The sequence below is a fragment of the Arthrobacter citreus genome (genome assembly GCF_038405225.1).
Classification (GTDB): domain Bacteria; phylum Actinomycetota; class Actinomycetes; order Actinomycetales; family Micrococcaceae; genus Arthrobacter_B; species Arthrobacter_B citreus_A.
Map to the genome: position 1 here is coordinate 1,692,612 of NZ_CP151657.1, position 21,427 is coordinate 1,714,038.

Annotated in this window: 22 protein-coding genes and 1 riboswitch; of the genes, 6 read left to right on the plus strand and 16 right to left on the minus strand. The window is 65.7% G+C overall.

Translation table 11 applies throughout. The features are described from left to right. Positions 1-100: 100 nt before the first annotated feature. The gene (locus AAE021_RS07840; protein ID WP_342025053.1) at positions 101-589 is read right to left on the minus strand and encodes a DUF2306 domain-containing protein; all 489 of its coding nucleotides are present in this window, start codon (positions 587-589) and stop codon (positions 101-103) included. 116 nt (positions 590-705) lie between these two features. Here AAE021_RS07840 and AAE021_RS07845 point away from each other — a divergent pair, with 116 nt between their 5' ends. Next, positions 706-2,091, plus strand: a complete 1,386-nt coding sequence (locus AAE021_RS07845) for an MFS transporter (RefSeq protein WP_342025054.1) — start codon at positions 706-708, stop codon at positions 2,089-2,091. Here AAE021_RS07845 and AAE021_RS07850 read toward each other — a convergent pair. Further along, positions 2,030-2,935 carry a hypothetical protein gene (locus AAE021_RS07850; protein ID WP_342025055.1) on the minus strand — a complete coding sequence of 302 codons (906 nt, stop codon included), beginning with the start codon at positions 2,933-2,935 and terminating at the stop codon, positions 2,030-2,032. The genes AAE021_RS07845 and AAE021_RS07850 overlap by 62 nt on opposite strands. Positions 2,936-2,968: 33 nt before the next feature. Next, positions 2,969-4,645: a hypothetical protein gene (locus tag AAE021_RS07855; RefSeq protein WP_342025056.1), complete on the minus strand. Its 1,677-nt coding sequence runs from the start codon at positions 4,643-4,645 to the stop codon at positions 2,969-2,971. Between the two features lie 133 nt (positions 4,646-4,778). Between AAE021_RS07855 and AAE021_RS07860 the strand changes: the two genes are divergently transcribed. Then, complete coding sequence (locus AAE021_RS07860) at positions 4,779-5,441, plus strand: DUF998 domain-containing protein (RefSeq protein WP_342025057.1); 663 nt, start codon at positions 4,779-4,781, stop codon at positions 5,439-5,441. Here AAE021_RS07860 and AAE021_RS07865 read toward each other — a convergent pair. Further along, positions 5,430-5,984 (minus strand): TetR family transcriptional regulator C-terminal domain-containing protein, encoded by a 555-nt coding sequence (locus tag AAE021_RS07865; protein WP_342025058.1) that lies wholly within the window; start codon positions 5,982-5,984, stop codon positions 5,430-5,432. The two genes, AAE021_RS07860 and AAE021_RS07865, sit on opposite strands and share 12 nt — an antisense overlap. A gap of 30 nt (positions 5,985-6,014) precedes the next feature. Between AAE021_RS07865 and AAE021_RS07870 the strand changes: the two genes are divergently transcribed. After that, complete coding sequence (locus AAE021_RS07870) at positions 6,015-7,679, plus strand: MFS transporter (RefSeq protein ID WP_342025059.1); 1,665 nt, start codon at positions 6,015-6,017, stop codon at positions 7,677-7,679. Positions 7,680-7,704: 25 nt separating this feature from the next. Continuing rightward, positions 7,705-8,340, plus strand: a complete 636-nt coding sequence (locus tag AAE021_RS07875; RefSeq protein ID WP_342025060.1) for a DUF6226 family protein — start codon at positions 7,705-7,707, stop codon at positions 8,338-8,340. A gap of 70 nt (positions 8,341-8,410) precedes the next feature. Here AAE021_RS07875 and AAE021_RS07880 read toward each other — a convergent pair whose 3' ends face one another. Beyond that, positions 8,411-9,517 carry a Gfo/Idh/MocA family protein gene (locus AAE021_RS07880; protein ID WP_342025061.1) on the minus strand — a complete coding sequence of 369 codons (1,107 nt, stop codon included), beginning with the start codon at positions 9,515-9,517 and terminating at the stop codon, positions 8,411-8,413. Between the two features lie 229 nt (positions 9,518-9,746). On the opposite strand from AAE021_RS07880, the gene AAE021_RS07885 reads away from it, so the two are divergent. Beyond that, entirely contained in the window at positions 9,747-10,601 is an 855-nt protein-coding gene (locus AAE021_RS07885; protein ID WP_342025062.1) for an SDR family oxidoreductase, read from the plus strand. 43 nt (positions 10,602-10,644) lie between these two features. Here the strand turns inward: AAE021_RS07885 and AAE021_RS07890 are convergent, their stop codons facing one another. The 11 genes from AAE021_RS07890 to def form a co-directional block, all read right to left on the minus strand. After that, positions 10,645-11,079: a DUF1801 domain-containing protein gene (locus AAE021_RS07890; protein ID WP_342025063.1), complete on the minus strand. Its 435-nt coding sequence runs from the start codon at positions 11,077-11,079 to the stop codon at positions 10,645-10,647. Positions 11,080-11,536: 457 nt separating this feature from the next. Further along, on the minus strand, positions 11,537-11,731 hold the full coding sequence (locus AAE021_RS07895) for a hypothetical protein (protein WP_342025064.1): 195 nt from the start codon (positions 11,729-11,731) through the stop codon (positions 11,537-11,539). A 266-nt stretch (positions 11,732-11,997) separates the two neighbouring features. Further along, complete coding sequence (ribH, locus tag AAE021_RS07900) at positions 11,998-12,480, minus strand: 6,7-dimethyl-8-ribityllumazine synthase (RefSeq protein WP_342025065.1); 483 nt, start codon at positions 12,478-12,480, stop codon at positions 11,998-12,000. Positions 12,481-12,565: 85 nt separating this feature from the next. Next, entirely contained in the window at positions 12,566-13,909 is a 1,344-nt protein-coding gene (ribB, locus tag AAE021_RS07905; protein WP_342025066.1) for a 3,4-dihydroxy-2-butanone-4-phosphate synthase, read from the minus strand. Then, positions 13,906-14,571 carry a riboflavin synthase gene (locus AAE021_RS07910; RefSeq protein WP_342025067.1) on the minus strand — a complete coding sequence of 222 codons (666 nt, stop codon included), beginning with the start codon at positions 14,569-14,571 and terminating at the stop codon, positions 13,906-13,908. Before AAE021_RS07910 ends, ribB begins: the two co-directional genes overlap by 4 nt. A 23-nt stretch (positions 14,572-14,594) precedes the next feature. Beyond that, positions 14,595-15,653 (minus strand): bifunctional diaminohydroxyphosphoribosylaminopyrimidine deaminase/5-amino-6-(5-phosphoribosylamino)uracil reductase RibD, encoded by a 1,059-nt coding sequence (gene ribD, locus AAE021_RS07915; protein ID WP_342025068.1) that lies wholly within the window; start codon positions 15,651-15,653, stop codon positions 14,595-14,597. Continuing rightward, on the minus strand, positions 15,653-16,336 hold the full coding sequence (gene pnuC, locus AAE021_RS07920; protein ID WP_342025069.1) for a nicotinamide riboside transporter PnuC: 684 nt from the start codon (positions 16,334-16,336) through the stop codon (positions 15,653-15,655). The genes ribD and pnuC overlap by 1 nt, the downstream gene beginning before the upstream one ends. 105 nt (positions 16,337-16,441) lie before the next feature. Then, positions 16,442-16,587: riboswitch (FMN riboswitch) on the minus strand. A gap of 311 nt (positions 16,588-16,898) precedes the next feature. After that, on the minus strand, positions 16,899-17,567 hold the full coding sequence (gene rpe, locus AAE021_RS07925; protein ID WP_342025070.1) for a ribulose-phosphate 3-epimerase: 669 nt from the start codon (positions 17,565-17,567) through the stop codon (positions 16,899-16,901). Between the two features lie 77 nt (positions 17,568-17,644). Next, complete coding sequence (locus tag AAE021_RS07930; RefSeq protein WP_342025071.1) at positions 17,645-19,171, minus strand: RsmB/NOP family class I SAM-dependent RNA methyltransferase; 1,527 nt, start codon at positions 19,169-19,171, stop codon at positions 17,645-17,647. Next, positions 19,168-20,097, minus strand: coding sequence for a methionyl-tRNA formyltransferase (gene fmt, locus AAE021_RS07935; protein ID WP_342025072.1), 930 nt, complete (start codon positions 20,095-20,097; stop codon positions 19,168-19,170). The genes AAE021_RS07930 and fmt overlap by 4 nt, the downstream gene beginning before the upstream one ends. 6 nt (positions 20,098-20,103) lie before the next feature. Continuing rightward, on the minus strand, positions 20,104-20,730 hold the full coding sequence (gene def / locus AAE021_RS07940; protein ID WP_342025073.1) for a peptide deformylase: 627 nt from the start codon (positions 20,728-20,730) through the stop codon (positions 20,104-20,106). A 299-nt stretch (positions 20,731-21,029) separates the two neighbouring features. On the opposite strand from def, the gene AAE021_RS07945 reads away from it, so the two are divergent. Further along, complete coding sequence (locus AAE021_RS07945) at positions 21,030-21,368, plus strand: cytoplasmic protein (RefSeq protein WP_342025074.1); 339 nt, start codon at positions 21,030-21,032, stop codon at positions 21,366-21,368. Positions 21,369-21,427 lie beyond the last annotated feature (59 nt).

The following is a 21,427-nucleotide window of genomic DNA, read 5'->3' on the forward strand; positions in this document are numbered from 1 at the left end:
GGCCAGGAAGGAGCGAGCCGGAGCCGCCACGCTCACCGTCGGGCTTTTGGGCGCATGTGCGTTGCGCTCCACGACGGCGTGGTCACGGTCCGCGACGCCCTCAGGGTCCAACTGCCAGCCGGGCAGCCGGGCGGCGGCGTCGCTTTCCGGGCTTCAGCACGCCATAAAGGCTGACAACGCTGGCGAGGACAAACGCCGCCGCCAGCCATGCGGTCAGCGGATCACTCGCCAGGAGCCGCGGGATGTTCCGGGATGGAACGATCGTCGCGAAAATGAAAGCGGTAAGCAATCCGATGTAGCTGCCGATCATGTTCATCATGTGCCACCGGATGTTTCGCCTCACCGCTGCCAGGATGCCAAGGCTGACCGTCACGGTGGTGAACACGGAGAGGCCGTGGAGCCAGCTGAAGTGCCCGTCGGACACAATCCAAAAGCTGCTCAGGCAGACGAAGTACATGGCGCCGGCCCAGGTGTACCCGAGCATGCGGTGCGTTCGGTCCCGGCGGCGGCGGAGAATGTTGATGGGCCCAAGGGCAAGGGCATACAAGGCCGCGACGGCGTGGGTAGCGATGAATGGGTTCCAGTCCATGCATCGAAGGATAGTCTTACTATCCAGTTCTGGATAGGGGTGGTATCTAGTGCGCGTTACTGTGCAACCCCGGCCCGAAGTGCCAGCATGTAGGCATAGCCGGCAGGAGGACCCGGATGGCAGGTGCAGATGCTGGCCCGGCCGGCAGCGGGAGACTTCTGGCCGTAGCCATCCTGGCGTCCTTTGTCGCCTTTCTTGACGGTTCCATCGTCACCGTGGCCCTGCCTGCGGTGAGCGCGGACCTGGGTGGCGGACTAGCCACCCAGCAGTGGGCCGTGAACGCATACCTGCTCACGCTGGGCGCTCTGATCCTGCTGGCCGGGTCCCTCTCGGATTCCTTCGGGCGGCTGAGGATCCTCCGCATCGGCCTGATCGGGTTTGCCGCCGCATCCGTTGCCTGCGCCCTGGCGTGGAGTCCCGGCGTCCTGATCCTGGCCCGCGCCATCCAGGGAACGACGGCGGCGCTGCTGGTGCCGAGTTCGCTTGCCCTGATTACGACGGCGTACCGGGAGCCCGGGCTGTCCCGCGCCATTGGCCGGTGGACAGCCTGGACCGGAACCGCTGCCATCATTGGCCCACTGCTGGGCGGCGTCCTCGTGGATCTGGTCAGCTGGCGGCTGATCTTCGCCGTGAATGTTCTGCCGGTGGCCCTTACCCTGTTCCTGATGGCGGGGATGCAGGACCGCACTGCACCGCGGAAAGCCGCCCTTGACCTGCCCGGCGCACTGCTGGCCATTGCGGGCCTCGCCGGTCCGGTTTATGCCCTGATCGAACAGGACCGTCTCGGCTGGCTGCATCCCGCCGTCGCCGTTCCCCTGGTTGCGGGGTTCCTGGCCCTCGGGCTCTTTGTCCTCCGCGAGGCCCGCACCCCGGCACCCATGATGCCGCTGTCCCTGTTCCGCGCCCGCAACTTCCGCTACGGCAACCTGGTGACCGCCGCAGCCTACGCGGGCATTTCGCTGGGGACATTTTCGGTCACCGTTTTTATTCAGGAAGCCGGCGGGTTTTCCGCGACGAAGGCAGGATTTGCCGCTCTTCCCCTCCCGGTGGTCATGCTGCTGCTCGCGGCGCAGTTTGGAAAGCTGGCCGGCATTTACGGACCGCGCCTGTTCATGACTGCGGGGCCTCTTATCTGCGGTGCGGGTTTTGCGCTCATGTTCTCGGTGAGCCCGCCACTGAACTTCCTGACGCAGATGCTGCCCGGCCTGCTGGTCTTCAGCGTGGGGCTGGCGGTTATGGTGGCCCCACTGACCTCGGCCGTTCTCGGCTCGCTTCGCCCGGAGGAGGCCGGGATCGGCTCGGCGGTGAACAACGCCGTATCGCGGGTGGCCGGGCTTGTGTCCATTGCCATGGCCGGCACCATTTCCGGCGGCGCTCTGGATTTCCCCGGCTTTCAGCGCACCGTGCTGGCCACGGCAGTGCTGTTCGCCGCAGCGGGACTCATCGCGTTCGTCGGGATCCGCAACCAGCCCAGCCAGGCCAGCGGCTCAGATGCTCCCTGAGATAGCGGCCGGTGCTGCTGGCAAGGTTCCCGGCGACGTCGTCCGGCGTACCGGTGGCGATGATCCGCCCGCCGGCCGCGCCTCCCCCGGGACCCATGTCCAGGACGTGATCCGCGTTGGCGATCAGATCCAGGTCATGTTCGATGACCACAATCGTGGCTCCCTTGGCGAGGAGCCGGTCCAGCACGCCGATCAGCACCCGGGTGTCCAGGGGGTGCAGGCCGACGGTGGGTTCATCCAGGACAAACAGGGTGCCGGACTGGTCCCGGCCCAGTTCCCCGGCGAGTTTGAGGCGCTGGGCTTCTCCGCCGGAGAGGGCCGGAGTGTCCTCGCCCAGGGTCAGATACCCGAGTCCAAGGTCAATGAGGGTCTGCAGTTTCCGGCGTGCCTTGGGCAGCGCATCCAGGGCCTCCCGCGCTTCGCGCACGGTCAGGGCCAGCAGTGCCGGCAGCGGAAAGTCGCCTTTCGCGGTGGGGAGGACGACGGCGTCGGCGGCCGGGGCGTAACGTGTCCCCCCGCAGTCGGGGCAGGGAATGTCGACGTCGGGCAGGAACTGCACATCCAGGACCACCTGCCCGGTCCCCTCACAGCGCGGGCAGCGCAGGGATCCGGTGTTGTAGGAGAAGTCGCCCGCCTTCAGCCCGCGCTCCTTCGCGGCATCGGTGGCGGCATAGGCCCGGCGCAGGTCATCCAGGATGCCGGAGTAGGTGGCAACAGTGGAGCGGATGTTCACTCCGATGGGCGTTGCATCCACCACATCCACCCGGGTCAGCCCGGCGGCATCAACCGACAGCACGTGTCCCGGCAGTGCCGTGTCATGTTCCACCGCTTTAATGGCCGGCACGAGGCTTTCCAGGACAAGCGTGGTTTTCCCGGATCAGGACATGCCCGTGACCGCGGTGAGCCGCCCTTTCGGGATCACGACGTCGAGGGCGTGGACGGTGTGCAGCGGAGAGGTCTTGAGGCTGATGGTGCCGTTTTCGAAGAGTGCTCCCCCGTCTGAACGTTTGCGCACCAAGACGTCAGCACCCGAGTCCTCACCGGCGTCCTTGCCGGCGTTCCTGGCGGCCGTGTCTCCACTGCCGCCAAGGAAGGGTGCAATCAATGAATCCGGGTTGGCCGCCATCTGGGCGATGGTGCCTTCGGCGATGATGGACCCGCCCTCGGCGCCGGAGCCGGGACCCAGTTCAATCATCCAGTCCGCTTCGCGCAGCACCTGCACGTCGTGGTCAACCAGCACCACTGAGTTTCCGCCGTTGAGCAGATCACGCATCACCCCCAGCAGGCCTTCAACGTTGACGGGATGAAGACCGATGGATGGCTCGTCGAGGACGTACAGCACGCCGGTGGTTTCATTGCGCACCGCCCGGGCCAGTTGCACCCGCTGCCGCTCTCCGGTGGACAGGGTTGAACCTGCCCGGTTGAGGCTGAGGTAGCCCAGGCCCAACTGGACCAGGCGCCGGGCCATGTCCTCGAACTGGGCAACAATCATCCGGGCCATGGAACGCATGTCCCCGGGCAGCCGGCCAGGAATTGCTGGGACCCATGCGAGCGCCTCATCCAGCGTTTTCGCCGAGGCTTCCGCCAGGTTGATCCCGTCCACCTGCGTCCCGAGCGCCTGAGGGGAAAGCCGCGAGCCGCCGCAGTCCGGGCACACCTGCGAAACGATGAAGCGGACAACGCGTGCCAGGCCCTTCTCGCTGGTGGCGTTGTTCATGGCCTCCCGCACCGCCAGCCGGGCATTGCGGTAGGTGAAGTTCAGCTCGAAGAGTTTGCCGCTCTTCGAGGGCACGCTGATGTGCCTTTTCTCCTCCGGCCCGTCCATCACTATTTGCTTCTCGCGTTCCGTGAGTTCGGCGTACGGCACGTTGGTGCGTACGCCGAATTCCGCCACGACCTGCGGCATCACCGTCAGTCCGAACATGCTCCAGGGTGCCACCGCGCCGTCGTTGATGGTCTTGGAAGGATCCGGAACGAGGGCGCCGTCGTCGACATCCCGGACCGTTCCGGTGCCCTCGCACCGGGGACAGGCGCCGTCGGAGTTGAAGGCGAGGAACTCCGCGCCGGGCGGACGGAACGATACACCGCACTCGGGGCACACCAGCTCCTTGTCGGCGGCAACGTCGATAGTCGGGGGCAGCCGGTGGCCGTTGGGGCACAGGTGCGAGCCGAGCCGGGAGAACATCACGCGCAGCACGTTCAGCAGCTCGGTGGACGTACCGAAGGTGGAGCGGACCCCCGGCACCCCGGGCCGCTGGCGCAGTGCCAGCGCGGCGGGAACGTGACGGACGGAATCCACCGATGCGCGGGCGGCGTGCGACATCCGGCGCCGAGTATAGGTGGACAGTGCCTCAATGTAACGGCGCGACCCCTCCGCGTACAGCACACCCATGGCGAGTGAGGACTTCCCGGACCCGGACACCCCCGCGACGGCCACCAGCCGGTCCAGGGGAACGTCGACGTCGACATCCTTCAGGTTGTGGACCCGGGCGCCGCGGATCTGGACGGCTCCCGGCGCATAAAGACGCGCGCTGACTGGTGCTGGTTCGGTCATGGATTCTCCCTGCTGCCTGATGCCGCATGCCGCGGAGGGCGGTTCCGGGGTGTGTCTCCACGCTACCCCCGGGCGTTCTTTTTCACGCTACCCCCGGGTCACAGGGTCCACCCGCGGTATATCCTCTTTTGCCATGACACGAGATCGGTGGGGTGCCGCACTCTGGGTCCTCTGCTTAGTGACGTTTCCCGCGCAGATCATTGCGGCCGCCCGGTGGCCGCGTCCCTACTCCTGGGGATCCAACACAATCAGCGACCTTGGCGTCACCACCTGCGCCACCTTTGACCCGGGGACCCCGGTGGAGCGGTACATTTGCTCGCCCGCGCACCTGCTCGCGAACGCCGGCACCGCCGCCAACGGTGCGCTGCTGGCGGCCGGCGCCGTCCTCCTCTGGTCGGCCTGGCCCCGGCGGCGGGCCGGCCACGCGGCCATGGCCCTCCTCGCGGTCAGCGGGGTCCTGCTGGTGCTGGTTGGTGTCTTCCCCTGGGACCTGCAGCCTGAAGCCCACAACATCACCGCCCTTGTCCAGGCGCCGGTCCAGTGGGCGGGCATGATTGTGCTGGTTTTTGCTCTCCGTGGCAGTTCCGCCGGCCGCTGGACAGCGGCGCTCACCATCGCCTGTGTGGCACTGTCGATAGCCGGATTCGTGATGTTCATTGATGCGATTGCCGGCGGTCCCTCGGCTGCCGTGGGCCTCGGCCTCGCCGAACGGATCTCCTTCGATACGCTCACCCTGTGGAGCGCAGCCGTCGGCGTGATCCTGCTGGCCTCAAGAACCGCCGGGTTACGCCAGTAGCAGCCTGATCAGCGGTGTCAGGGCGCCTTCCAGCTGCGCGGACCGGTCTGGATCGTAGAGCAGACGCAGCGCGAAACCGTCCGAGACGGCAATGATGCCGGCAGCTGTTTCCTCCGGCGCCGCGTTTCCCATCGAACGCAGCACGTCCGCCAGCTGATTCAGCACGGCCTCATCCTGTTGAATGAGAATTTCCGCGATCCACGGGGTGTGCGCCGCTTCGGCAGCAAACGCATTCCAGACAATGGCCTCCTCCCGGCGAACAGGGTCCAGCGGAAGCGTCTCCTTGACCAGAGTTGCCAGGTATTCGACCACGTCTGCGCTGAAGGGCACCGCGTCCATGCGCTGTTCCACCCGGGACACCATCAGGTCCACGGCCGCCTTCAGCAGAGCGTCCTTGGTGGCAAACGCCTTTTGCAGTGCACCCGCGGACCATCCAGCTGCGGCCGCCACCGAACGGACGCTGACGGCCTGGATGCCGGCTGCTGCGATGAGAGACAGGGCAGCCGAGGCGAAGGCTTCACTCTTGTTTTCGGACGTCTTCACCACTTGAGAATACATGTGTATTCTGACTCGATGAGCGCCTCCACCGTCTTAGCGGCACGCCGCCAGTCCACTGTCAGGTGGGCCTCGGCCCTTGTCGGCGGTCCCGGCGAACTGCTGGACTTCCTCATTCCGCTGTGGGCAGGCGCAGCCCTTGGACTCGACTCCTTCCTTATCGGTGCATTGGTGGCGTCCGAGCTGGTCGTTTCCTTCGCAGCCCGGTATCCGGCCGGAATACTCGCGGACCGCTGGGAACGCCGTTATATAGCGGGCATCGGAGCTGCACTGTATGCCCTCTCATGCGTGGGATATGCGTTCTCAGAGGGACCGGCCCTTGCTTTCCTGTCCGCGGTGCTGGGCGGGATCGGCGGTGCACTGTTCTGGGTTGCGGCCCGGGCGATCGTCAGCGAATCAATCACGAACGATTCCGGCGCCTACGCAACGCTTCTGTCCTGGCAGGAGACCGGCTCCTGGATAGCCTTTGTGGCGGGCATGACCCTGCTGGGCAGCATCGACTACCGGGGTGTCTTTCTCGCTGCTGCCGCAGCGTGTGCGACAGCGGCCGTCGCTCTCGCCCTCACCGCTGGCCTTCCCTCGACCCCCAGCGGGGGTGCACCGCCGTCGGCCGATTCGCCGTCGTCCGCGCCACCGTCCGCGCCGCTTTACCCGGATCGACTGCGGCCGATGGTGCTGGCAACAGCAGTGACATCGCTGGCTGAGGCCGCCGTGGGCCTGCTGCTGTTACTGCACCTGCAGCAGGCCTTCGACCTCGATGTCATCTCCATTGCCCTGGTCTTCCTGCCCGGTGCCATAGCGGTGGCCGTACTTCCCGGGCCCGCGCACCGCCTGGTGCTGCGCATTGGCCGCCGCAGAGTTGCCGCCACTGCAGCGCTGGCGAGTGCCAGCTTTGCCGCGGCGCTGGCCTTCGCACCGTCGCCGCTGTGGATTGCGGTCCTGTGGGTCCTCAGCGGCGCAGCGTGGGCGGCGATCATCCCGATTGAGCAGGCGGTGATCGCGGAAACTGCCGGCGTCCATGCCGGCAGGGGTTTTGGAATGTATGAGTCAGCCAGCCTTGCGGGAGCGGCCGCCGGAACCCTGCTGGCCGGGTTCGCCTATGGAACCGCGTCCTGGACTGCAGCGTGCCTGATTTTCGCCGCAGTGATTGCCGCGGGCGCCGTGATCACCCCATGGGCCATCCGGCGGTCCGGCGTTGACGACCGTCCTTCTGCCGGCGCACCCCTCCTGCCGCATGCTCTTCCCGCTGTACCCGTACCCGCCGCACCCGATTCCCTGGAAGCCCCGGCATCCCTGGAAGCCGCGACCGCACCCGAACCTGCTCCTACGCAGGCTCCCGCTCGCGCTCCAGCCGATCCCGTCAGCGACAGCCAGGTACCCGCGGAAGAACCGGCGGTATCCCCACACGATGCCCGAAGCCGCTGGAGCGACCTGGGTTGGCACACCGCACTGTTTGCCGCAGCCCAGCTCGTCCTGGTCCTCATCGGTCTGTCCTGGCTGGCTGATCTTGCCGCCAGCGGGGACATGGGCTCATTCCTTGCCTCCGGTGGGTCATCCGGCACGGAGGGCCTCGGCAACTTCTTCTATCACGCCGGGAAAATCTGGGTCATCGTTTTCCTGGTGGACGTCGCGTGGACCGCTCTCACCGGCACCAGACCGCGGGAGAGTGATCGCGGGCGTTGATGAGCCGGCGGTATAGCCTGACGGCATGAGCACCTACCAGCGCCCGGCCTTCCCGGTGCAGGAGTATCGGGATGACCTCGGCCGCCCCATCAGCTATGGCCAGCGCTGGGAAGGGTCGCCGCCCGAGGACGCGTACAGCCGGATCAGTTATCCAGAGCGGTTTGCACCCCTGCATGCGGTGGCTGATGCCCTTATCGATTGGCTCCAGGACACGTTCGACGTCAGCGTCGACGAGTCCCCGGAGGTTGCTTCCGACCTGCTGCGCCCGCCGGAGAATGTGGTTCGGGCGGTACGCATCGTGCCCAGCGATTCGCGTGCAGCAGTGTTGACCTTTGTCCTGACCGGGTTTCCCGGAGTTTATCTGCATGCCGGTGCGCTGCACGACGTCCACTTCCCGGTCTGCGGCTGTGATGCCTGCGATGAGGGCGTCCTGGAGCTTGCGGATGATCTCGAATGGAGTGTCCGGACTGTGGTGCAGGGCGGTTATACGGAGCGGTTCCTTCCCGGGCGGCAGTGGATCGAATACCGGCTGGAGGAAATCGGTGCGGGGATGCACTCCGGTCGAAGCCGACGCGATGAGTATCCGCCGGAGCGCCTGCAGGCGGCTGAGACGGTACTGCCTCCCTCCGGGCAATGGAACCCGTGGCCGGAACTCCACTAACCCGCGGCCACGGCCGCCGGCCAGCGGCATTCCTGCGGCGGCCCGCATCAGAACGCGCCGGCCGTTCCGGCTAGGAGGACCAGATCTGACGCTGCGAACGGACCGCTGTCCCGGTTGCTGCCGCTTCCTTCATCAGAAGGGATAGATAATGGTCCTGGCTTGCTTCGGCAAGGCTGTAGAGATCGGGCCCGCCCTGCACATGCTCATCCATGCGGACAAGGCATTCGGCAATCGCGAGCTCATCGTCGTTCAGGCGTGCGGGCATGAAGTCATTGGTGTAGGCCCACTCGTCGCCGGCCAAAATACCCCTGAGGAACAACCCTTCCATGTTCCCGCCCGCCCCCGTCATGATCCTGCGGAAGTCGGAAAAAATCGGAGTCTGGAAGTCGGCGAGGTATCGAAGATCCAAGTTGTTGATCTCCCCTCTATGCCCCCGAATCAGCAGACGGTTTCCCCTAATCCAGGAGTAGTACTGTTCCGAGGCGAAATCGTAAACACCCAGCCGGTTGCCGAAGTCGAACCGGGCGGACAGCGCCGAGGCGGTGACCACCACTTCCTCCTGAGGATCCCCTTTCCTGCTGGGCCCTTTCGTCAGCGGCGACTCGAAGACCGATGCCGTGATGGAGACGTCCTCGAACCCCACCCCGAGGGCACGGCGCATGATGCTCACCCCGTGGTAGTCATGACACTGGGCGACCTGCACCTCACTGATGTTTCCCAGCCGCCCCGATGCGGCAACGAAAAGTTGAGACCGCAGGAGCGGAGACAAGTGGTACTGCTCGGCCACCTGAATTACGGCTCCCCTGTCCACCAGCTGATACAGGCTCGTCAATGCTTCCAGGTCTGCCGAGGGAGGGGTCTCAGTGAGCACCGGAACCCCCTGTCCAGCAAGACTGCTGATGATCCCGGGGGCCACATCCCGAGGGACTGACACCACCACGAAGGACGGGGATGTCGCAGCCACCAGGTCATCGACGGACGCAAAGGGCTGCACATTCCAGTCCGCCTCTATCCGGCGGCCGGTTTCCTCATCCCGCGTCACCAGGCCCGTTACCTCGAAGCGGTCGGGAAGTGCCCGGGCAACACGAAGGAAAAACCCGCTCCTCCATCCACTCCCCACGATCCCAAAGCGGATCTTTCCTGCGGCACCATCACCGGCTTCGGTTGGCGATTCCATGAGCGCTCCCTTGTAGGCCCTGATCAGCATCAGATCAACGCGGATCACGGCCTACCGTGCCATATGCCGGGAAATGTCGCGACCTGACTCGCTGTGCGAAGAGAAAGTTGAGGCATCAACAACGTCTGGACCGCTGCTTCGTGCTCGAATCAGCGCGTAAACTGCAGCAGCACCAGCGCAACCCCTCCGGACCCGGCACCTCAGCCGGGACCGTTCGAAAGGAACCCGCATGACCCTCGCAATCTTTGGCGCCACCGGACAGCTCGGCGGCCTCGTCATCGACTCCCTGCTGGAACGAAACACCGTGGCCGGCGGCATCCTTGCCCTGGGCCGCAACCACGAGCGCCTCTCCGACCTCGCAGACCGCGGCCTGCGCACGGCGCACGTCGATCTCGACGACACAGCCGGAACGGCTGCAACACTGGCCGGCGTCGACACCGTGCTGCTCATTTCCCTGAGCGAGCCCGGAGGGCGGGTCCAGCTTCATGCGAATGCGGTGCAGGCGGCAAAGGATGCCGGCGCCGGGCACCTGGTCTACACCTCAGCGCTGCAGGCCCCGACGACCACCCTCGCCCTGGCCCCGGATCACAAAGCCACCGAAGAGCTGATCACTGCTTCCGGGATTCCCGCGACGTTCCTGCGCAACGGCTGGTACACGGAAAACCACCGGCAGGAGTTCGACGGCGCCCGCCAGAGCGGAGTGATCGCCAACAGTGTCGGCGATGGCCGCATCGCCACCGCGCCGCGCCGGGACTATGCCGAAGCTGCCGCCGCCGTTCTGAGTACGCCCGGCCACGAGGGAAAGGCTTACGAACTCTCCGGCGATACGGCCTGGAACTATACCGAATTTGCCGCCGCCGCACAGGACGTGCTGGGCACGCCGGTCCGCTACCAGGTTCTGACGCCCGAACAGGAACATGAGCAGCTCCTCGGATTCGGCATGGATGAGGGAACGGCAGCGTTTGTGGAAACCCTGAACGCCAACATGCGCGACGGCGCCCTGGCCCCCACACCGGGCGACCTGTCCAAGCTGATCGGCCGCCCCACCGAGCCGCTGATCGAGACGCTGCGCTCCTGGGTCTAACGAGCCCCTTGATTCACGCCAGCGGCGGCTCCAAGGATGCCGGTCAGGTGTCCCTGCCGGCGTCACCAGCTGGTTGACCGAAGGTTTCGGATGTCACCCGCCGGTAGGACTCGGTGATGATCTCTTCCAGCACCCCGAGGTCCACCCTGTTCAGATCCTTGAGATAGAGGCAGCTCACGCCGGTGCTGTGGTCGCCAAGCCGGGCCAGCTGTTCGGTGTAGGCGCCCACGCCGTCGGGGAGGTAGATGGTGCTTGCGGATTTGCGGGGCGAGAATGCCGCCGCACCGGCGTCGCCCTCCCGCCCGCTGGCGTATCGGTAGTGGTAACTGCCGAAACCCACGATCGTCCGTCCCCACATGGCCGGCGGCTCACCGGTGATGCGGGCCATCATATCGAGAAGCTTTTCAGCGTCGCGCCGACGCACCGGGGCAGGTACAGCGCGGATGAAATCGCTGACGCTCAGTGCTGATTTTTCCATGATGCGGCTCCTGGTCTGCTGCCCGTGTGGTTATGACGGTACCGCGGGTGACTGCCCCGGAGGAATGTGTCCGGTACACCGTCCTGCAACGGGACCCCGCGGTGCCTCACACCCAACATTCCGGGGCCGGGCGGCTATCTCGCAGAGGAGACGGGCAAAACAATGAAATGCCGTGATCGCATATCGGCGGAATGGTTTTTACGTGCAAACATAAATATCTTTGAAAATGCATAAAATTCCCTTGACTGCAGATCACAGAATGGTAACGTGGATGTCTTCTACCGAGGTACCGGGAAATTCTTGGTACATAAGGAGAGCCATGATGCGCACGACAAAGAAAACAGCGATCTTCCTGTTCAACTGCCGGCATCGTTGCAGGATCCGCAATTCTCCCCTCCGCAGCATCTGCGTATACAACCGAATGTGAACCGGGAACTGTACACACGACGTTCAATCACTATGCGGTTGCCAACAGCCAGGTGCCAGCCGGTTCGGTAACTGCCAATAACGTCAACGGGACGAACAACTCCGTGATGGCCTCTGTGGACCAGACCTCAACATTGACCGCGTCGATAACGGGATCCGTATCCTTCGATTCGATTGCCGTGCCGCTTAAGGCTGAAATCAGCGCAGAGGCATCCAGTTCCGCCACTTGGAGTGCAGGCGCGGCAATAGGACCGTTCTCCGTACCCGCCGGACAGTCATATATGGTGACCTATGGATTCAACCAGGTGTCCTTTGCCGGCACACAGTCCACCTGCCAGCTCAACGGAATGACCGGTCCCGAACAGCAATTCAGCGGAACGGCACCGGCTGGCGTTTACATTAATTACTGAAATTCTCAGCAGTAACGAAAAAGGGGCGGGTGTTTTGCACCCGCCCCTTCGTTTGTGAGAATTCAGACTCAGATATGGGCCGCTAGACCCCGGCGCCGCGCAGAGCGGCCACCGTGTTGACCGCAGCAGCCACCACCTCGTAGCCCTTGTCCTCGGACGAGCCGGGCAGGCCGGCCCGGTCCAGGCCCTGCTGCTCGGTATCGCAGGTAAGTACGCCGAAACCGATCGGTGTGCCGGTCCTGACGCTGACATCGGTCAGGCCCGTGGTGGCGGCCGAGCACACGTAGTCAAAGTGCGGTGTGCCGCCGCGGATCACCACGCCAAGGGCCACCACGGCGTCATAATGCGGGGCCAGCCGGGCGGCGGCGACCGGAAGCTCGAAGCTGCCCGGAACCCGGATCAGTTTCGGTGTCAGTCCGGCGTCATCAACGGCACGAAGGGCGCCGCCGATGAGTCCGTCCATGATCTCGGTGTGCCAGCTGGCGGCTACGATGGCCACCCGGATGTTCAGGGCCTGTGCCCTGATGCTGCTGACGTCATTATCGGGTGCGCCGTGTCCGCTCATGGGATTCTGCTCCTTGGTGTTGGAAAGGTTTCGCCCGGGGGCTGGGTGCCGGGCGTGGGAATTGTCCGGCGAGGTTGTGTGCTGTTCAGCTCTGATGGACCGGTTGGGTCCGCAGCAGCGTCAAATGGTGGTCCATCCGGTCCCGCTTGGTTTGCAGATACCGCTCGTTTTCCGCCCGGATGGGGACTTCGGAGGGGACCATGGCTTCCACTGTGATTCCGTAGTGCTGCAGCCGGTTCCGCTTGAGCGGGTTATTGCTCAGCAGCCGGATCCGGTGTAGTCCCATGGCATGCAGGATCTCGGCGGCGGCTTGGTAGTTCCGCGAATCAACCGGAAGTCCCAGCTGCTCGTTCGCCTCCACTGTGTCTGCACCGGCCTCCTGCAGCGCATACGCCCGCAGCTTGTTCGCTAGGCCGATTCCCCGTCCTTCATGTCCCCGCAGGTAAATGACCGTGCCGCCGTGCAGGTTGATCAGTTCCAGGGCCTGTTCCAGTTGCTCTCCGCAGTCGCAGCGGTACGAGCCAAAGACGTCACCGGTCAGGCATTCCGAGTGCAGCCGCACCAGCGGGGCGTGGGTGCCGGTTCCGGTCTTTCCGGATCCGGCTGTGTCCTGTTGGAGACCGGTTCCCGGCGCGGAGAGGCTCAAATGCTCGGCCCCGGTGCGCGGATCGGTCCATGCCCGTGCGGTGAAGTCACCAAAAGCGGTGGGCAACTGAACTTCGGGACCCGGCACGACGACGGCGGCCGCCTCGGTTGGCTTCGTTACGTCCGGGTTCGCTGCAGTTTGGTTTGCTGCGGCCGGGACCGCCGTTGGGTTCACCGCCTCCAGGTAAGCAACCAGGTCCTCGATGGACACCAGCGGCAGGCCGTGGGTATCGGCAAAATCGCGCAGAGCCGGCAGCCGCATCATGGTCCCCTCGTCATGAACGAGTTCGGCGATGACGCCCACCGGTGTGCACCCGGCCAGCCGGGCCAGCTCCACGGCCGCCTCGGTGTGGCCGCGGCGGCCGCGGACGCCGTCGTCGTGAGCCCGGAGCGGGAAAATGTGTCCGGGGCGGGTCAACTCGGACGCCGTGGCAGACGGGTCGCCGAGTATGCGGGACGTGGCAGCGCGGTCCCCGGCACTGATGCCGGTGGTGATGCCTGCCGCCGCGTCGCAGGACACCGTGTAGGCGGTACCCTTGGCGTCCTCGTTCACTGCTGTCATGGGTGGCAGGTTCAGCCGGTCGGCATAGGAATTCGGCAGCGGCACGCAGATCACGCCCGAGGTGTAGCGGACCGTCCAGCCCATCAGCTCCGGTGTGGCGTGCTGCGCGGCGAAAATGATGTCGCCCTCGTTTTCGCGGTCCTCATCATCAACAACCAGAACGGGCCGGCCTGCGGCGATCGCCGCTACGGCTGCCGGAATGCTGTCGAGGCGCACGCTCATGCGGCATCCCCGTCCTGGCGCCCGACGGCGGCGTTCGCCGGTTTGCGTGGATTGGTGAACGCCAGCAGCCGTTCGGCGTATTTGGCCAGCACATCCACTTCCAGGTTGACCGCTCCCCCGGGCTTCAGTTGTCCCAATCCGGTTTCGGCCAGCGTGGTGGGAATCAGGCCCACCTCAAACCACTGCTCCGGTTCGCCGGCGTTGCTGACACCGGAAACGGTGAGTGATACGCCGTCCACGGCAATCGAGCCCTTTTCGGCAATGTAGCGGGCGAGCCGCTGCGGAACCGCGAAGCGCAGCCGCTCCCAGCTTCCCCTGTTTTCACGCTCGAGCAGTTCACCGACACCGTCCACGTGTCCTTGGACCACATGGCCGTCCAGCCGTCCACCGGCCGGTACGCAGCGTTCCAGGTTTACGTTGCTGCCGGGCCGCAGGTTGCCTGTCGTGGTGCGGTCCAGGGTCTCTCCCATGACATCGAGCGATATGCGGTCTCCATCCACGGCGGTGGCGGTGAGGCATACGCCGTTGACCGCAATCGAGCCGCCCAGTTCGAGTCCCGCTCCCGTTTTCGGGGCCGTGATGACCAGGACTGCTGAGTCGTCGTCGTTATTCGGTTTCAGGGATTTAACGCTGCCCTGTTCAGCCACAATGCCGGTAAACACGATGGTGCTCCTTGTCCGTTGGATTAATGGGCGGGGGTGGCACCGGACGCCGGCAGCGGCTCAAGCCGCAGCCTCAGGTCCGGTCCCGCGGAGCGGACTGCGCCGCCGTCGGTTTCGTCCCAGCGCCAGTGGGAGGCATCGGCGAGGGTCTGCACGCCCAGCGCGCCAACCGCTGAAGTGCCTGCGCCGAGCAGGAGCGGCGCCACGTAAGCCACGAGTTCGTCGGCCAGTCCGGCGCGCAGAAACGCTGACGCAACCATTGCTCCGCCCTCCACCATCAGGTGACGGGCGCCCCGGGCATACAGGCCGCGGCAGATAAGAGCGGGATCATGCTCCGTGATCTGCAGGAAGCGGCCGTCGCTGCCCCGGATCGCTGCCTCGGCGGGAACCGGACGGTGTCCGACGGCGACCCGAAGCGGTTGCCGCAGCGCCGGTGCGCCCAACTCATCACGCGCTGTCAGCTGCGGATCATCGGCCAGCACGGTTCCTGTGCCGACGACGACGGCGTCAGCGCGCGAGCGGATGCGGTGCCCGTCGGTGCGGGCTGCGCTGCCGGTGATCCACTGGCTGGTTCCATCCTCCGCGGCAGTCCGGCCGTCCAGCGACTGCGCAATTTTGACGGTCACGAACGGACGGTGCTCCTGCATGGCTCGGATCCAGCGGTGGTTCAGTTCTCCGGATTCGGCTGCCATCAGGCCGCCGGCCGTGTCCACTCCGGCTGCTGCCAGAGTGGCGGCGCCGCCGGCGGCTTCCGCCGTTGGGTCAGCAGCCGCATAGACCACGCGGGATAGCCCGGCTTCTCGGATTGCCTGCGAGCAGGGACCGGTCCGTCCGGTGTGGTTGCACGGTTCCAGCGTGACGACCATCGTTGCGCCGGAAACGTCCGTACCGGAGGCTGCCGCCGCGGCCAATGCGTCGGCCTCGGCGTGCGGTGTGCCGGCGCCGCGGTGGAAGCCGGTGCTGAGGATCCGCCCGGACGGATCCAGGATAACGGCGCCCACCAAGGGGTTGGCTCCCCGGACACCCCGGCGTGCGAGCTTCAGGGCGAGGGCCATGGCTTCGGCCTCCGTGTGCCCCACCACTAGCGCACCCTTGGGTCCGGCATCAGGACGTCAACCTGGGGTTTTTCGTTGTTTTTGGCCTTCCACCAAACGAAGAAGCCAATCAGCGTGAAGATGCCGTAGAAGAGGTACATAAACGCCGTCGCGTAGTATCCGGCGCTGAAGAGCAGCGGTACCCCAACAATGTCCACGGCCACCCAGATGAGCCAGAATTCGACCCATCCCTTGGCCATGCCGTATGTGGCGAGCAGGGAGCCCACAAAGGTCCATGCGTCAGCCCAGACGGGTTCGTAGGAACCGAGGCGGGCAAAGACGGGAGTGAGCGCGACGGTGCCGACCAGCAGCAGCGCCACCAATCCGATGCGTTGTTTTCCTGTGGCCCACTGCGGGGTGACGGCCTCGCCGCCGTCGTTCTGGCTCTGCTTCCAACGGCGCCAGCCGTAAACCGCAACGGCTATGAACATGATCTGCCGGCCGGCCTGGCCGAGCAGGGTTGCCGTTTCCGCGGTGCCAAAAAGGGAGCCGAGGAAGACGGTCAGGAGCAGGAGGTTGCCGATGATCCCCACCGGCCAGGCCCAGATTTTACGGCGCATGCCGCCGAAGGCACTGAGGAGCCCGAAGATGTTGCCTACGACCTCACGGACCAGAAGGGATGAAGATCCCACCGGTACCTGAGCGTCAAAGAGCCACCGCAAAAAATCCATGTCGTTCCTATCCCCTTAGCGGCGGCTCCGGGGGTACGACAGTACGATGCATCGACGATAGACGTCCGCGCTTGCGGGACGTTTAACCGTCGGTTCAACAAACTGCACGTGCTTCTCCCATCCAGACTTTAACTGTCGGTACTGGAATTTCACCAGTTCAACCGCACCGCTTTTCCCGAGGTTCGGGAGCTGCAGTGCGGGTCGCGGACTATAACCGCCGGTTCGGAATTACACCGACCCCGGAGCACGATTGTTGAATCCATTCTGACACAATCCGGCCCGCTGCACAGCAAATTCCCTTGAAGCATCAAGTAACATTCGCCACGCGGGCCGGTCCTCGGGCTCCTGATTGCGGGGTTGGGCGGGGTGGATGCCAAGCGCTAGGAATCCAGCAGGTAACCCAAGGTGCCGGTCACCACCACAACGCCCATAAGGCCCAGAAGCAGAAAAACTCCGCCGGACACGAGCCAGTAAAAGCGTTTTTCGTTCGGAGTCATGCAGGGAATCCTGCCATAAGGCCGGCAGCCGCACCCCGGAATCCCCGGTGCCGGAGTAGCGTTCCTCAGCCCGCGGAAACAGCCTCGGCAGCCGCACGCAGCTTACTGATCGCCTCGTTTGGGTCTCCGCTGCCGTAGACGGCCGATCCGGCCACAAACACGTTGGCACCGGCTTCGGCCGCACGCTCGATGGTGTCGGCGGAAATGCCGCCGTCCACCTGGATGGCCAGCGGCAGGCCGGAACCGCGGACAGCCTCGGCCGCGCGGCGAATTTTCGGCAGCGTGATATCCAGGAACTTCTGCCCGCCGAAACCCGGCTCCACCGTCATGATCAACAGCATGTCCAGCTCGGAGAGCATGTCCAGGTACGGTTCCACAGGGGTGGCCGGGCGCAGGGCCATGCCGGCCTTGGCGCCGCGGTCCCGGATGTCCCGCGCCAGCTTGATGGGAGCGGTTGCGGCCTCCACATGGAACGTCACCGACGCCAGGCCGAGCTCGGCATAGGCGGGAGCCCACCGGTCGGCGTCGGAAATCATCAGGTGCGCATCCAGGGGCAGCGCACTGACCTCCTGGATCCGCTGCACCACCGGCAACCCGAGCGTCAGGTTCGGCACGAAGTGGTTGTCCATGACGTCCACGTGGACGGCGTCGGCGGTGCTGATCCGCTCCAGCTCAGCCTGAAGGTTGACGAAGTCGGCCGAGAGGATGCTCGGATTAATGCAGCACTTGCTCATGGTTCTCCTAGTGGACTTTGCTGGACTCTGGGCTTGCGGAGGATCTGGACGTGCGGCGGATCAGGGCACTGCTGAAATCAGGGCTTCCGGCGGATCAGTGCCAGGAACATCGCATCGGTCGCGTGGATGTGCGGCCACAGCTGTGCGGTGAGCTCATGCCCGGCGTCCAGGTTGCCGGTCAGGCTGACGGCATCCAGTGCGGCTCCGGCATCCAGCAGTTCCAGGTCGTTGCGCTGGCGCAGGACATCGGAGACGACGGCGGTGGTCTCCGCCGGGTGGGGCGAACAGGTCACGTACGCCACCACGCCGCCGGCCTTCACGGCGTCGACGGCAGCGGTAAGCAGCTCACGCTGCAGCGCACCCAGCTCCCCCACGTCGGAGGGCTTGCGGCGCCAGCGCGATTCCGGGCGGCGGCGCAGGGCGCCCAGGCCGGTGCAGGGGGCGTCCACGAGGATCCGGTCAAAGGTGTCCGGATACTGGTTAGCGATGCTGCGGCCGTCTCCGGTGCGCACGTCCCAGACCTCGCCCGGGACGGCTTCCAGTGCCTGACGGACCAGTTTCGCGCGGTGCTCGGCCGGCTCATTGGCCAGCAGGATGGCCCCCTTTTCGTTGGCCAGGGCGGCCAGCAGTGCGGCCTTGCCGCCGGGTCCGGCACAGAGGTCCAGCCACTGCTCGCCGTCGCGGCTGCCGTCAGCTGTGCGGTCTCCAATGTCCACGCCGGCCAGGGCGCGGGCGACCAGCTGCGAGCCGGCGTCCTGCACGCGGGTGGTGCCGGCACGCACGGAATCCAGGCGTCCGACGTCGCCCGCGGAGTAGAGGGCCGAGCCCTCCACGAGTTCGCCGTCGATGGCCCCGGCTTCCCGGGCCTCATCAAGATTTCCCAGCCCGGGTAGGGCCACCAGGTTCACCACGGGGGCGTCATTGTCGGCTTTGAGGAGGTCAGTAATTTCCTCAACGCTGCGGCCGTGGGCCACCAGGGACTGCCGCAGGGCGCGGACGATCCATTCCGGATGGCTGTGTTCGATCGCAGCCCGGCGGGTGGCATCGGTTTCGTCCCGGGTCAGTTCCTCCACCCAGGAGTCCAGATCCCGTGCGGCCACCTTGCGCAGGACGGCGTTGATCAGGGCCGACGGTCCGGCACCGATGACGGCCCGGGCCAGGCCAACTGTCTGGTCCAGGGCCGCGTGCGCCGGAACGCGCATCGCCAGCAGCTGGTGCGCACCAATGCGCAGGGCATCCAGCACGGCGGGGTCCAGCTTCTCCAGCGGCCGGTCCACGCACTTGGCCAGGATCGCGTCATAGGTTCCCTGGCCGCGCAGTGCGCCGTAGGCCAGTTCAGTGGCAAATCCGGCGTCGCGCTTGTCGAGCTGATGCTTGCGGATGCTCTTGGGCAGCACGAGGTTCGCGTACGCGTCATCCTCGGAAACGGCGCGGAGCACCTCGAACGCGACCAGGCGGGCCGGATCCGCGGCACGGGTGCGCTGTCCCGGCGCCTGTGCGGTGCGGCTGCGGACGGCGGGACGGCTGCGCTCGTGGCCCTTCTCGTTGCGCTGCTTATTGTTGCGGGGCGCGCTGTTCTGCGGAGTGCTGTTCTGGGGGGTCATTCGAAGACCACGTCCTCACGGTTGGCCAGGCCGCGGGCCCAGTCGGCCCCCGGCATCATTTTTTTGCCGGCGGGCTGCACCTGCAGCAGTTCCAGGCCGGAAGATCCGGTGCCGACCACTGCTGCTGCCTGCGTTCCTCCGGCAAAACGGACCTGGCCCGGAGCCAGATCGGTGATGTCGGGCCGCAGCACCGCGGCGCCGATCTTGAACCGGGCACCGTCCCACGTGGTCCAGGCGCCGGGTTCCGGGGTGACGCCGTTGATGCGGCGGCGGATGGCCAGCGCCGGCTGGTTCCAGTGCACCCGAGCGTCGTCGATCGTGAGTTTGGGCGCGAGCGTGACGTCTCCGGACTGCGGCACGGCGTGTGCCGCGCCTGTCCCGATGGCGGAAAGGGTCTGCGCGAGCAGTACGGCGCCGCTGTGCGACAGCCGCTCCAGCAGTGCACCGCTGGTGTCTTCCGGAGAAACTGTTTCAGTTAGCTGACCGTACACGGGTCCGGTGTCCAGGCCCTTTTCCAGCAGGAAGGTCGATGCTCCGGTGACGTCGTCGCCGTTGATGACGGCATGCTGCACCGGTGCGGCGCCGCGCCAGGCGGGGAGCAGGGAGAAGTGCAGGTTGATCCAGCCATGCGCGGGGATCGTCAGCGCGCGTTCGGGAATGAGTCCGCCGTAGGCCACGATCGCGGCGACGTCGGGATTGGCAGCACGGATGGCGGCTACGGCGTCGTCGTCGATCTTTGCCGCGCGGATGACGGGCAGGCCCAGTTCCTCGGCGCGTGCGGCAACGGGCGACGGCGTGAGGGTGCGTTTGCGGCCCAGCGGTGCGTCGGGGCGGGTCAGTACGGCAACGACGTCGAAGCCTGCGTCCAGCAGGGCGTCCAGGGAAGGGACCGCAACGGAGGGGGTGCCGGCGAAAAGTACGCGCATGGGCCGCTAGGCCTGTCCGCCGGTGCCGGAGCCCGAGCGCGTGCCCGCGCCGGCACCAAAGGTTCCGCCGCCAAAGGATGCTCCGGCACCGAAAGCCGAGCCGACCGTCTGGGCGCGCTCCGCCGTCGTGCGTCCTGCAATCGCGTCGTAGTCTGCCTGCCGGATGGCACGAAGCGCCTTCTTGCGGTTCTCGCCCTCCAGCCGGTCGATGTACAGCACGCCGTCCAAGTGGTCGGTTTCGTGCTGGAAAGCGCGGGCCAACATGCCTTCGCCCTCAACGCTGACGGGGTTGCCGTTCTTGTCCACGCCGGTGACCCTGGTCCAGCGGTACCGCGGCACCGGGTAGCCCAGTCCGGGAATCGACAGGCATCCCTCCATGTGGTCTTCCTGCCGGTCCTCGCTCAGTTCCAGCACGGGGTTGACCACGTGTCCGGCATGGCCGTCGATCCGGTAGGTGAAAACACGGAGGCTGACGCCAACCTGCGGTGCGGCAAGGCCGGCACCCTCAACGTCCTCCATGGTTTCTTCCATGTCGGCCACGAGCTTGGCCAGTTCAGGCCCGAAGTCCGTGACTTCCTCGGCGGGGGTCCGCAGGACTGGGTCGCCGATTATCCGGATGTTCAGGATTGCCATCTAGGGTTCGTTCCTTACTGTTGCTGCTGACTCTGTTGCTGCGCGGCCCTGCTGACGACTGGCTCAGCTGGATCTGTGTGACAGACGGATCTGTCCGTTTACCAGTCTAGTTGGACCGGACACCATGCAGTGCCTCCCCGCACACGGTGCTCGCACAGGACCCGGATTTACTGCTGTGGTGGAAGTTCACCGGACGGGCGGCGGAAGGATCGCTGCCAACAGTTCGGACGCTTCAGGGGTGCTGAAGGAGTTTGCGCCGTATCTGGTTCCGCTCCTGCGGTGGGCCTACGCTTCGACCTATGAGCCAGGACCCAGTGCAGTCCAACCCGGACCATTACGCAGTCGTCTTCGAAAATGAGCGGGTTCGTGTCCTTGAGTACCGGGACGCGCCAGGGCATACGAGTGTCCCGCACCGGCACCCGGACAGTGTCATGATCACGGCCAGCGGCTTTCACCGGCGGCTGCACTCCGGCAGGGGGCACATGGATGTGGAGCTGCCGGCCGGTGCGGTGCGCTGGCTGCCTGCTCAGGAGCACTCCGGGGAGAATACCGGGGATACGGAAACGCACGTGTTTTTCGTGGAATTGAAGGAACCCGGGCCCCCGGTTGAAGCCGGCGAGGTACTGGGCCCTGCATAGGGAGCCCACGTCCTGCGGTGGCCCTCTTCGGATCACCAAACTTGCCCATGGCCTCCCCC

What these genes read in the sequence shown, in the direction of transcription:
- AAE021_RS07885 (WP_342025062.1), top strand. Translation starts at nt 9,747, where the DNA reads ATGACCCTCGCAATCTTTGGCGCCACCGGACAGCTCGGCGGCCTCGTC.
- AAE021_RS07855 (WP_342025056.1), bottom strand. Translation starts at nt 4,645, where the DNA reads ATGACCGAACCAGCACCAGTCAGCGCGCGTCTTTATGCGCCGGGAGCC.
- fmt (WP_342025072.1), bottom strand. Translation starts at nt 20,097, where the DNA reads ATGCGCGTACTTTTCGCCGGCACCCCCTCCGTTGCGGTCCCTTCCCTG.
- AAE021_RS07840 (WP_342025053.1), bottom strand. Translation starts at nt 589, where the DNA reads ATGGACTGGAACCCATTCATCGCTACCCACGCCGTCGCGGCCTTGTAT.
- AAE021_RS07860 (WP_342025057.1), top strand. Translation starts at nt 4,779, where the DNA reads ATGACACGAGATCGGTGGGGTGCCGCACTCTGGGTCCTCTGCTTAGTG.
- rpe (WP_342025070.1), bottom strand. Translation starts at nt 17,567, where the DNA reads ATGAGCAAGTGCTGCATTAATCCGAGCATCCTCTCGGCCGACTTCGTC.
- AAE021_RS07880 (WP_342025061.1), bottom strand. Translation starts at nt 9,517, where the DNA reads ATGGAATCGCCAACCGAAGCCGGTGATGGTGCCGCAGGAAAGATCCGC.
- ribB (WP_342025066.1), bottom strand. Translation starts at nt 13,909, where the DNA reads ATGAGCGTGCGCCTCGACAGCATTCCGGCAGCCGTAGCGGCGATCGCC.
- ribH (WP_342025065.1), bottom strand. Translation starts at nt 12,480, where the DNA reads ATGAGCGGACACGGCGCACCCGATAATGACGTCAGCAGCATCAGGGCA.
- AAE021_RS07845 (WP_342025054.1), top strand. Translation starts at nt 706, where the DNA reads ATGGCAGGTGCAGATGCTGGCCCGGCCGGCAGCGGGAGACTTCTGGCC.
- AAE021_RS07875 (WP_342025060.1), top strand. Translation starts at nt 7,705, where the DNA reads ATGAGCACCTACCAGCGCCCGGCCTTCCCGGTGCAGGAGTATCGGGAT.
- AAE021_RS07945 (WP_342025074.1), top strand. Translation starts at nt 21,030, where the DNA reads ATGAGCCAGGACCCAGTGCAGTCCAACCCGGACCATTACGCAGTCGTC.
- def (WP_342025073.1), bottom strand. Translation starts at nt 20,730, where the DNA reads ATGGCAATCCTGAACATCCGGATAATCGGCGACCCAGTCCTGCGGACC.
- AAE021_RS07930 (WP_342025071.1), bottom strand. Translation starts at nt 19,171, where the DNA reads ATGACCCCCCAGAACAGCACTCCGCAGAACAGCGCGCCCCGCAACAAT.
- pnuC (WP_342025069.1), bottom strand. Translation starts at nt 16,336, where the DNA reads ATGGATTTTTTGCGGTGGCTCTTTGACGCTCAGGTACCGGTGGGATCT.
- AAE021_RS07890 (WP_342025063.1), bottom strand. Translation starts at nt 11,079, where the DNA reads ATGGAAAAATCAGCACTGAGCGTCAGCGATTTCATCCGCGCTGTACCT.
- AAE021_RS07870 (WP_342025059.1), top strand. Translation starts at nt 6,015, where the DNA reads ATGAGCGCCTCCACCGTCTTAGCGGCACGCCGCCAGTCCACTGTCAGG.